The following is an 11,493-nucleotide window of genomic DNA, read 5'->3' as shown; positions in this document are numbered from 1 at the left end:
CGTCCGCTTCGCCGACGGCGTCGACACCCTCACCGCGCAGGGGGTGACCCGGTTCCTGGAGATCGGCCCCGACGGCACCCTCACCGCCCTCACCCGCACGGCGCTCGGTGACGCCGAGGGTGCGGTCTGCCGCCCCGTCCAGCGCAAGGACCGGGCCGAGGCCGACGCGCTGTACGCGGCCGTGGCCGCGCTGCACGCGGCCGGGGTCCCCGTCGGGTGGGACACGGTGTTCGCGGGGGTGCGTCCCGCGCCCCTGCCGACGTACGCCTTCCAGCGCTCCTGGTACTGGCCCGAGCCGCGCCGTGGTGCGGACGCCGCGACCGGTTCGGGATCGGTGACGACGGCCGGGGAGGACGCGTTCTGGAACGCCGTGGACCAGGGCGACACCCAGCGACTCGCCGGTGTGCTGGGCCTCGACGACGATGTGCTGGACGGTGTCGTACCCGCACTGTCCGCGTGGCGTCGCGACCAGGTCGAGCGCACCACCGTTGACTCCTGGCGTTACCGCGTGCGGTGGGACCGGCTGGAGCCGGTCAACGGCCGTACGGTGCCCGGGCGGTGGCTGCTGCTCCAGTCCGGCCACCGAGCGGCGCTGCCCGGTGTCGAGGAGTTCGTGCCGGGGATCGAGCGCGTGGAGTGCGCTGCCGGCACGGAGCGTGAGGCGCTCACCGAACTGTTGCGGGGAGCGGGCGCCGGACCGGAGCCGCTGGCCGGTGTGCTGTCCTGTCTGCCGGGCGTGGACGCCGCACTCGCCCTCGTGCAGGCCCACGCGGACGCGGGGCTCACGGCCCCGCTGTGGCTGGTGACCAGCGGTGCCGTCGCCGTGGGCGGTGGTACCGAGGCGGTCGTCGAGCCGGAGCGGGCCGCCGTGTGGGGCCTCGGGCGGGTCGCGGCGCTGGAACGCCCGGACGCGTGGGGCGGCCTTGTCGACCTGCCCGCACGGCCCGACCGGCGCTCGCTCGCCCGGGCCGCCGCGGTACTCGCCGCCTCCGGCGAGGACCAGGTCGCCGTACGCGGCGGCGACGCCTACGCCCGCCGTCTCGTGGCCACGCCCGGGCCCGTCGCCACGGCGGAGTGGACGGCGCCGGAGCGTGTCCTGATCACCGGTGGCACCGGTGCCCTCGGGGCGCGAGTCGCCCGTTGGATGGTCGAACACGGCGCCCGCGAACTGCTGTTGACCAGCCGCCGTGGTCCTGACGCGCCGGCCGCCGGCGACCTGCGGGACGAACTGCTGTCCCGCGGGGCGCGGGTGACCGTGGCCGCCTGCGACATGGGCGACCGGGAGGCCGTCGCACGGCTGCTCGCCGAGCACCCCGTCGACGCGGTGGTGCACTGCGCGGGCGTCCTCGACGACGACGTCATCGCCTCGTACACCCCCGACCGGCTCGCGGCCGTCCTGGCCGCGAAGGCGGAGGCCGCCGGCCACCTCGACGAACTGACCCGCGACAGCGGCCTGTCGGCCTTCGTGACGTTCTCGTCCATCGCGGGCGTGTGGGGCAGCGGCGGGCAGGCCGCCTACGCCGCCGCCAACGCGTACCTGGACGCGCTCGTCGAGCGCCGCCGTGCCCGTGGCCTGGCCGGGACGTCCGTGGCCTGGGGACCGTGGGGCGGCACCGGCATGGCGGCCGACGAGGCGGCGGAAACGCTGCTGCTGCGGCGCGGCCTGCGTCCCCTCGACCCGGACGCCGCGCTGACCGCGCTCGGCCGAGCCCTGGCTGCCCGGGACGCCACCGTGGTCGTGGCCGACGTGGACTGGGAGCGGTTCGTGCCCGCGTTCACCACCGGCAGGCCCAGCCCGCTGCTCGCCGCCCTGACCCCGGGCGCCCCCACCGCCCCCGTGTCCCCGGCGTCCGTCGCCGGGGAGGGCGGTGCGCTGCGCGAACGGCTCGCACCGCTCACCGCGGAGGAGCGGGACGCCGCCCTGCTCGACCTGGTGTGCCGCCGGGCCGCGGCAGCGCTCGGCCACGCGGACCCGGGCGCCGTCACCGTCGGACGTGCCTTCCGCGAGATGGGCTTCGACTCGCTGACCGCCGTCGAACTGCGCAACGACCTGACCGCCGAGACGGGCGTGGCCCTGCCGAGCACCCTGGTCTTCGACCACCCCACTCCGCTCGCCGTGGCCGCCCACCTGAGGGACGCGCTGTTCGGTGCGGAGGAGGAGCGGCACGAGGTGCCGGTGCGGGACACCGGCGCCGACCCGGTCGTGATCGTCGGCATGGGCTGCCGGCTGCCGGGCGGCATCGACGGTCCCGAGCGGTTCTGGGAGCTGCTGGCCGCCGGCGGCGACACCGTCGGCGGGTTCCCCGAGGACCGGGGCTGGGACCTGGAGGCGTTGCGGGAGGCGAGCGACACGGTGGCCGGGGGCTTCCTGGCGCAGGCCTCCGCGTTCGACGCCGCCTTCTTCGGCATCAGCCCGCGGGAGGCCCAGGCCCTCGACCCGCAGCAGCGGCTCGTCCTGGAAACCTCGTGGGAGGCCCTGGAGCGTTCCGGGATCGCCCCGACCACGCTGAAGGGCTCGCGCACCGGTGTCTTCGTCGGCGCCGGGAGCTCCGGCTACGCCACCGGTCTGACCGAGGTGCCCGAAGGCCTCGGAGGTCATCTGCTGACGGGCCAGGCGGGCAGCGTGGTCTCGGGCCGCGTCTCCTACGCGCTCGGTCTGGAGGGCCCGGCCGTCACCGTCGACACCGCCTGCTCCTCGTCGCTGGTCGCCCTGCACCTCGCCGTGCAGTCGCTGCGTTCCGGCGAGTGCGACCTCGCCCTCGCGGGCGGAGTGACCGTGATGGCCGACCCGGGGGCCTTCGTCGAGTTCAGCGTCCAGGGCGGCCTGGCGCCCGACGGGCGCTGCAAGGCGTTCTCCGAGGACGCCGACGGCACGGGCTGGGCGGAGGGCGTGGGCGTCCTCGTCGTCGAGCGGCTGTCCGACGCGCGCCGCAACGGCCACCGGGTGCTGGCGGTGGTCGAGGGGTCCGCCGTCAACCAGGACGGTGCCTCCAACGGGCTGACCGCGCCCAACGGACCCTCGCAGCAGCGGGTCATCCGGCAGGCCCTCGCCTCCGCCGGACTGTCCCCGCGGGACGTGGACGCCGTCGAGGCGCACGGCACCGGCACCACCCTCGGCGACCCGATCGAGGCCCAGGCCCTGCTCGCCGCCTACGGCCAGGACCGTCCCGAGGAGCGGCCGCTGTGGCTCGGCTCGGTCAAGTCCAACCTGGGGCACACGCAGGCCGCCGCCGGCGCGGTCGGTGTCATCAAGATGATCCTGGCCCTGCGCCACGGCACCCTTCCGCGCACCCTCCACGCGGGGCAGCCGTCCTCACGTGTCGACTGGGGCAGCGGACGGGTACGGCTGCTCGACGACGACGTCGCGTGGCCCGCGGGCGACCGCGCCCGCCGGGCCGGCGTCTCCGCGTTCGGCCTGTCGGGCACGAACGCCCACGTCATCCTCGCCGAACCGGCCCCGGCGGCCGACGCGCCCCCCGCGCAGGTCCGCACCGGTGAGAGCACCGCAGGGGCCGCCCTGCCGTGGCTGCTGGGCGCCCGCAGCGCGCCCGCCCTGCGCGACCAGGCCGTCCGGCTCCTCGCCCACGTCGAGCAGCGGCCCGCCACGCACCCCGCCGACGTCGCCCACGCCCTCGCGTTCACGCGTGCCCCGCTGGAGCACCGGGCGGTCGTCACCGGCGGGGACAGGGAAGCGCTGCTGGCCGGGCTCCGCGCGCTCGCCGGCGGCACCACGCATCCGGCCGTCGTCACCGGGGACACCCTCGCCACGGGCGGCACCGCGTTCCTCTTCGCCGGCCAGGGCACCCAGCGGCCCGGCATGGGCCGCGGCCTCCACGAGGCCTTCCCGGTCTACGCCGACGCCTTCGACGCCGTCTGCGGCCACTTCGACGGCCTGCTGCCACGCCCGCTGGCCGAGGTCGTGTACGGCGGCGACGCCGAGCTGCTGAACCGTACCGAGTACGCCCAGCCCGCGCTGTTCGCCGTCGAGGTCGCCCTCTACCGGCTGCTGGAGTCCTTCGGGGTGCGGCCCGCCCACCTGCTCGGCCACTCCGTCGGCGAGATCGCGGCCGCCCACGTGGCCGGGGTGCTCTCCCTGCCCGACGCCTGCCGGCTCGTCGCCGCACGGGGCCGGCTGATGCAGGCGCTGCCCGGGGGAGGGGCGATGATCGCCCTCCAGGCCGCCGAGGAGGAGGTGCTGCCGCTGCTCGACGGGCGGGAGGACGTCCTCGGCCTGGCCGCCGTCAACGGCCCGCGCTCCGTGGTCGTCTCGGGCGACGAGGCGGCAGTCCTCGACGTCGCGGCCCACTTCGCGGCGCGGGGCCGCAAGACGACCCGGCTCCGGGTCGGCCACGCCTTCCACTCGCCGCGCATGGAGCCGATGCTCGAGGAGTTCCGCGCCGTGGCGGCCTCCGTGACCTACGCGGAGCCCCGCGTCCCCGTCGTCTCCGACCTCACCGGCCGCCTCGCCGGGCCCGGCGAACTGACCGACCCCGCATACTGGGTGCGGCACGTGCGGCAGGCCGTGCGGTTCGCCGACGGCGTCACCACCCTGGAGGAACGGGGCACCGTCCGGCTGCTCGAACTGGGGCCCGACACCACCCTGACCGCCCTCGCCCAGAGCGCCTGGCGGGGCACGGCCCCCGTCGCCGCACCCACGCTGCGCGACGACCGCGACGAGGCGGAGACGCTGCTGACCGGCGTCGGCGCCCTGCACGCGCACGGCACCGAGGTCGACTGGCGGGCCGTCCTCGACGCCGTCGCCCCCGGCGCCCGCTCCGTCGACCTGCCCACCTACGCCTTCCAGCACCGGCCCTTCTGGATCGAGCCCACCGCCTCCGGCGACCCGGCCGCCGCCGGACTCGTGCCCGCCGGACACCCGCTGCTCGGCGCGGTCGTGCCGTCCGCGGCCGACGACACCCTGCTCCTCACCGGCCGCCTCACCGCACGCGGCGGCACGGCCTGGCTCGCCGCGCACCGCGTCGGCGGAGCCGTCGTCGTACCGAGCACCGCGCTGCTCGAACTCACCCTGGCCGCGGGCGTCCACGCCGGCCGCCCGCAGGTCGGCGAACTCGTCCTGGAACGCCCGCTGACGCTGCCCGAGCACGACGGTGCCGCCCTGCAGATCCGTGTCGAGGCGCCCGACGCCCGCGGTGACCGCGCCTTCGCCGTGCACGCACGGCGCGCCGGTGACACCACCGCGGAGTGGACCCGGCACGCCACCGGGGTCCTCACCGCCGAGACCGCACCCGTACCGGACCACGACCTCACCGCGTGGCCGCCGCCCGGCGCGCGGGAACTGTCCACCGACGGCCTGTACGCCAGGCTGCGGGCGGCCGGGCTCGACTACGGGCCCGTCTTCCAGGGCCTGCTGGCCGCCTGGCAGGACGACGACGCCGTGTACGCGGAGGTCGCGCTGCCCGAGTCGGCGGCCGCCGACGCCGCCCGCCACGACCTGCACCCGGCGCTCCTGGACGCGGCCCTGCACCCGCTGGGCCTCGGCGCGTTCGACGGCCTCGGCGACGGCCGCGTGCTGTTCTCCGCGGGCACGGTCCGGTTGTTCGCCACCGGCGCCACCACCCTGCGCGTCCGCCTGGAACGCACCGGCCCGGACACCCTCGCGCTCACCGCCGCCGACGCGGTCGGCGCTCCGGTCCTCACCGTCGGCTCCCTGCTGCTGCGCCCCGCCCCGGACACCGCGGCGACCCCGGTCACCCGCCAGGAGACGGCTGAGACCGCCGGGCGCCGGGGGACGGACCCGGCCGGCGAGCCCGCGCGCCGCCGCGCGGCCGCCCGCACCCAGCCCCCCGGCGGCGTCCTGGAACGCCTCGCCGCCCGGCCCGCCGCGGAACGTGAACGCACCCTCCTGACCACCGTCCGCGACCGCGTCGCCGCCGTCCTCGGCCACGCCGGACCCGACGAGGTGGAACCGGCACGCCCGTTCACCGACCTCGGCCTCACCTCGCTGACCGCCGTCGAACTGCGCAACGGCCTCAGCGCCGCCCTCGGTGTCACCCTGCCCGCCACCCTCGTCTTCGACCACCCCACCCCTGCGGCGCTCGCCCGGCACCTCGCCGGCGACCTGTTCGGCACCGCGGGCGCCGACGCCCCCGCCACCGTGCGGCGCGCCGTCGACGACGACCCGATCGCCGTCGTCGGCATGGCCTGCCGCTACCCGGGCGGCGTCGCGGGACCCGAGGACCTGTGGAACCTGGTGCGCGCCGGGGCCGACGGCATCTCGCCGCTGCCCACCGACCGCAACTGGAACCCCGAACGGCTCTACCACCCCGACCCCGACCACCCGGGCACCGTCTACACCCGCGAGGGCGGCTTCCTGCACGACGCCAGCCGCTTCGACCCGGCGTTCTTCTCCATCAGCCCCCGCGAGGCCCTCGCCATGGACCCGCAGCAGCGGCTGCTCCTGGAGGTGACCTGGGAGGCGCTGGAGCGCGCGGGAGTCGACCCGCACGCGGCGCGCGGCTCCGCCACGGGCGTGTTCGCCGGCGTCACCTACCAGGACTACGTGAGCATCCTGGCGGCCTCCGACGACAACTTCGAGGGCTACGTCGGCACCGGCAACTCGCCGAGCGTGCTGTCCGGCCGCATCTCCTACGCGCTCGGCCTGGAGGGGCCGGCGGTCACCGTCGACACCGCCTGCTCCTCCTCGCTCGTCGCCCTGCACCTCGCCGCGCAGTCCCTGCGCCAGGGGGAGTGCGAACTCGCCCTGGCCGGCGGCGTCACCGTCATGTCGACACCGGGCTCCCTCATCGAGTTCAGCCGGCAGCGCGCCCTCGCCGAGGACGGCCGCTGCAAGCCGTTCTCCGCGGACGCCGACGGCGCGAGCTGGGCCGAGGGCGTCGGCATGGTCGTCCTCGAACGGCTCTCCGACGCGCGCCGCAACGGCCACCAGGTCCTCGCCGTCGTCCGTGGCTCCGCCCTCAACCAGGACGGCGCCTCCAACGGCCTGACCGCGCCCAACGGCCCCTCGCAGCAGCGCGTCATCCGTCAGGCGCTCGCCTCCGCCGGACTCGCCCCGCAGGACGTCGACGCCGTCGAGGCGCACGGCACCGGCACCACCCTCGGCGACCCGATCGAGGCCCAGGCCCTGCTCGCCGCCTACGGCCAGGACCGTCCCGAGGACCGGCCGCTGTGGCTCGGGTCCCTCAAGTCGAACATCGGGCACAGCCAGGCCGCGGCCGGTGTCGGCGGCGTCATCAAGATGGTCATGGCGCTGCGCGAAGGCGTCCTGCCGCGCACCCTGTACGCCGACAACCCGACCCCGCACGTCGACTGGAGCGCCGGACACGTCCGCCTGCTCACCGACGAAGAGCCCTGGCCCGACACCGGCCGCGCCCGCCGCGCCGGCGTGTCCTCCTTCGGCATGAGCGGCACCAACGCCCACGTCATCGTCGAGCAGGCCCCCCACGTCCCCGAACGCCCCGCGGCGCAAACCGTGCTGCCCGCCGTGCCCGTCCTGCTGTCCGCCCGCACGCCCGCCGCGCTGCGCGCCCAGGCCGCCCGCCTGCGCACCCACCTGCGCACCCGGCCCGGAACCCCGCTCACCGACGTCGCCTACACCCTCGCCGTCGGACGCGCCGCCCTCACCCACCGCGCCGCCGTCCTCGCCGACGACGGCGAGCGGCTCGACGAGACACTGTCCGCGCTCGCCGCGGACACGCCGCTCACCACGCCCGTCCCGGTCGGCAGCGCGGTGCCCGGCGGCGCCGAACCCGTCCTGGTCTTCCCCGGACAGGGTGCCCAGTGGGCCGGCATGGCCCGTGCACTCCTCGACGAGTCGGCCGTGTTCGCCGACTGGATCGACCGCTGCGAGCAGGCGCTCGACCCGCACGTCGACTGGTCGCTGACCGCCGTGCTGCGCGGCGGCAAGGACGCCGCCGATCTCGGCCGCGTCGACGTCGTCCAGCCCGCCCTGTGGGCCGTGATGGTCGCCACCGCCGCCCTGTGGCGCGCCCACGGCGTCCGCCCGGCCGCCGTCGTCGGCCACTCCCAGGGCGAGATCGCCGCGGCCTGCGCGGCCGGGGCGCTCACCCTGGAGGACGGGGCCCGCGTCGTCGCCCTGCGCAGCCGCGCCCTCACCCGCATCGCCGGCACCGGCGGCATGATGTCCGTACCGCTGTCCGCCGACGACACCCGCGCACGCATGGAGCCGTGGGCCGGCCGCCTCGCCGTCGCCGCCGTCAACGGACCCGCCTCCGTCGTCGTCTCCGGCGAGGCGGCGGCCCTGGACGAACTGCACGCCGTCCTCACCGCGGACGGCGTCCGCGCCCGCAAGGTCAACGTCGACTACGGCTCGCACTCCGCGCAGGTCGAGGCGATCCGCGACACCGTCCTCGACGCCCTCGACGGCATCACCCCGCGCGAGGCGGAGATCCCCTTCCGCTCCTCGCTCACCGGTGACTGGCAGGACACCACCGGACTCGACGCCGCCTACTGGTACACCAACCTGCGCGAGACCGTCCGCTTCGAGGACGCCGTGCGCGGCCTGATCGCCGCGGGACACCGCACCTTCATCGAGGTGGGCCCGCACCCCGTGCTCGCCGTCGGGCTGCGCGACACCCTGGACGCGGCCGGCGTGGACGGCGCCGTCCTCGGCTCACTGCGACGCGACCAGGGCGGCCTGCGGCAGTTCCTCGCCGCCCTCGCCGAGGCGCACGTGCACGGCGTGGACGTCGACTTCGAGACCGTCTTCGACGGGACCGGAGCCACCCGCACCGACCTGCCCACCTACCCCTTCGAGCACCGGCGCTACTGGCCCGCCGTCCGCGAACAGGCCGCCGCCGGCCTCACCGCGGGCGGCGCCCTCACCGCCGACTCCGTGGAGGCACGTTTCTGGGAGACCGTCGAGCAGGAGGACCTGGAGAGCCTCGCCGGCACCCTCGAACTGCCCGCCGACGCCCCCCTCAGCAGCGTCCTGCCCGCCCTGTCCCAGTGGCGGCGCACCCGCAGGGAACGCGCCACCACCGACGCCTGGCGCTACCGCGTCGCCTTCAGCCCCCTCGACACCTCCGCGGCCACCCTCGACGGCACCTGGCTGCTCGTCACCCCCGCCGCCCCGGCCGGGCACGGCGCCCTCGCCGACAGCGTCGCCGACGCCCTCACCGCGGGCGGCGCCCGCACCGTCCGGCGGATCACCCTGCCCGACACAGCGCCCGACCGCGCCGCCCTCGCCGGTCTCCTCACCGCCGCCGCGGACGCCGGACGACCCGCCGGCGTGCTGTCCCTGCTCGCCCTCGACACCCGCGACCACCCCGTACACACCGCCGTCCCCGTGGGACTCGCCACCACCCTCGCCCTCGTCCAGGCCCTCGGCGACCTCGGCGTCGAGGCACCCCTGTGGTGCGCCACGCGCGGAGCCGTCGCCGTCTCCGGGTCCGACCCGGCGCCGGACGCCCGCCAGGCCCTCGTCTGGGGCCTCGGCCGGGTCGCCGCCCTGGAGCACACCGACCGCTGGGGCGGCCTGATCGACCTGCCCGCCGACCTCGACACCCGCTCCGGCACCCGCCTCGCCGCCGTCCTCGCGGACCCCGGAGAGGAGGACCAGATCGCCCTGCGTGCCACCGGCGCCCACGGCCGCCGCCTGGTCCACGCCCCCGGCGCGGACGTCCCCGCCGAGACCTGGCAGCCCCGCGGCACCGTCCTGATCACCGGCGGCACCGGCGCCCTCGGCGGCCACGTCGCCCGCTGGCTCGCCGACCGCGGCGCCACCCACCTCGTGCTGGCCGGCCGCCGCGGCGCCGAAGCACCCGGCGCCACCGAGCTGCGCGACGAACTCGCCGGCCGCGGCGTCGAGGTCACCCTCGCCGCCTGCGACGTGTCCGACCGCACCGCCCTCGCCGGCCTGCTCGCCGAGCTGCCCGCCGACCGGCCCCTGGACGCCGTCTTCCACGCGGCCGGATCCCTCGACGACGGCGTGCTCGACTCGCTCACGCCCGACCGCATGGGCCCCGTCCTGCGCGGCAAGGCCCTTGCCGCCCGCGCCCTGCACGACCTCACCCGCGACCTGGACCTCTCCGCGTTCGTCCTGTTCTCCTCCACCGCCGGCGTCCTCGGCGGCGCGGGACTCGGCAACTACGCCCCCGGCAACGCCTACCTCGACGCCCTCGCCGCCGAACGCCGCGCCGCCGGACTGCCCGCCACCTCCGTCTCCTGGGGACTGTGGGCCGACGGCGGCATGGTCGGCGACAGCGCCGGGGACCGCATGCGCCGCCACGGAGTCCACCCCATGGACACCGCCGCCGCCTGCGAGGCCCTCGGACACGCCCTCGACCTCGGCGACACCCATGTGGTCGTCACCGACCTGCGCTGGGACACCTACGCCCCGTCCTTCACGGCGCCCCGCCCCAGCCGCCTGCTCGACGAACTGCCCGCCGCCCGTGCGGCCCTGGACACCGCACGGCCGACGACCGGCCCCGACGACGACACCTCCTCGCTCCACGCCCACCTGGCCGCCCTGCCCGAGTACGAACGGGCCGACGCCGTCCTGCGGATCGTGCGCGGCCACGTGGCCGGCGTCCTCGGCTACCCCGCCGCGGACGCCGTGGAGCCCGAACGCCCCTTCACCGACCTGGGCATCGACTCGCTCAGCGCCGTCGAACTGCGCAACGGCATGAACCGCATCACCGGCCTGCGGCTGCCCAGCACCCTCGTCTTCGACCACCCCACCTGCCGCGCCCTCGCGGACTTCCTGCTCGCGGAGGTCGCCGACGTCGCCGAAGCCACCGCACCCGCCGCCGGCATCGCCCCGCGCCGGTCCGCCGACGACGACGACCCGATCGCCGTCGTCGCCATGGGCTGCCGCTTCCCCGGCGACGTCCGCACCCCCGAACAGCTGTGGCGGATGCTCCTCAACGGCGAGGAGGGCCTGGTTCCCTTCCCGGACGACCGCGGCTGGGACCTCGACGCCCTCTACGACCCCGAGCCCGGCAAGGCGGGCACCGTCTCCACCCGCACCGGCGGCTTCCTCACCGACGCGGGCGGCTTCGACCCGGCCTTCTTCGGCATCTCGCCGCGTGAGGCGGTGGCGATGGATCCGCAGCAGCGTCTGCTGCTGGAGATGGCCTGGGAGACGTTCGAGCGGGCCGGCATCGACCCGCGCACCCTGCGCGGCAGCCGCACGGGCGTCTTCGCCGGCACCAACGGCCAGGACTACACCGGCATGCTCGCCGCCTCCGGCGAGGACTTCGAGGGCTACATGCTGACCGGCAACGCCGCCAGCGTCGTCTCCGGCCGGCTCTCCTACACGTTCGGCCTCGAAGGCCCCGCGGTCACCGTCGACACCGCCTGCTCCGCCTCCCTGGTCGCCCTGCACCTCGCCGTGCGGTCCCTGCGCGCGGGGGAGTGCGACCTCGCCCTCGCCGGGGGTGTCACCGTCATGGCCTCGCCCGGTCTGTTCGTGGACTTCAGTCGTCAGCAGGGGCTGGCGGCGGACGGCCGGTGCAAGGCGTTCGCGGACGCGGCGGACGGTACGGGGTTCTC

General features: G+C 76.6%; 1 protein-coding gene. It reads left to right on the top strand.

The genetic code is table 11. The features are described 5' to 3' along the window. A partial coding sequence (locus tag ACFW6P_RS31705) for a type I polyketide synthase (protein WP_386425727.1) occupies nucleotides 1–11,493 on the top strand: 11,493 nt, incomplete at both ends.

This window comes from Streptomyces sp. NPDC058741 (genome assembly GCF_042746715.1).
Taxonomy (GTDB): domain Bacteria; phylum Actinomycetota; class Actinomycetes; order Streptomycetales; family Streptomycetaceae; genus Streptomyces.
The sequence above is the reverse complement of the archived record's forward strand: the minus strand, read 5'-3'. Positions and strand labels throughout refer to the sequence as shown.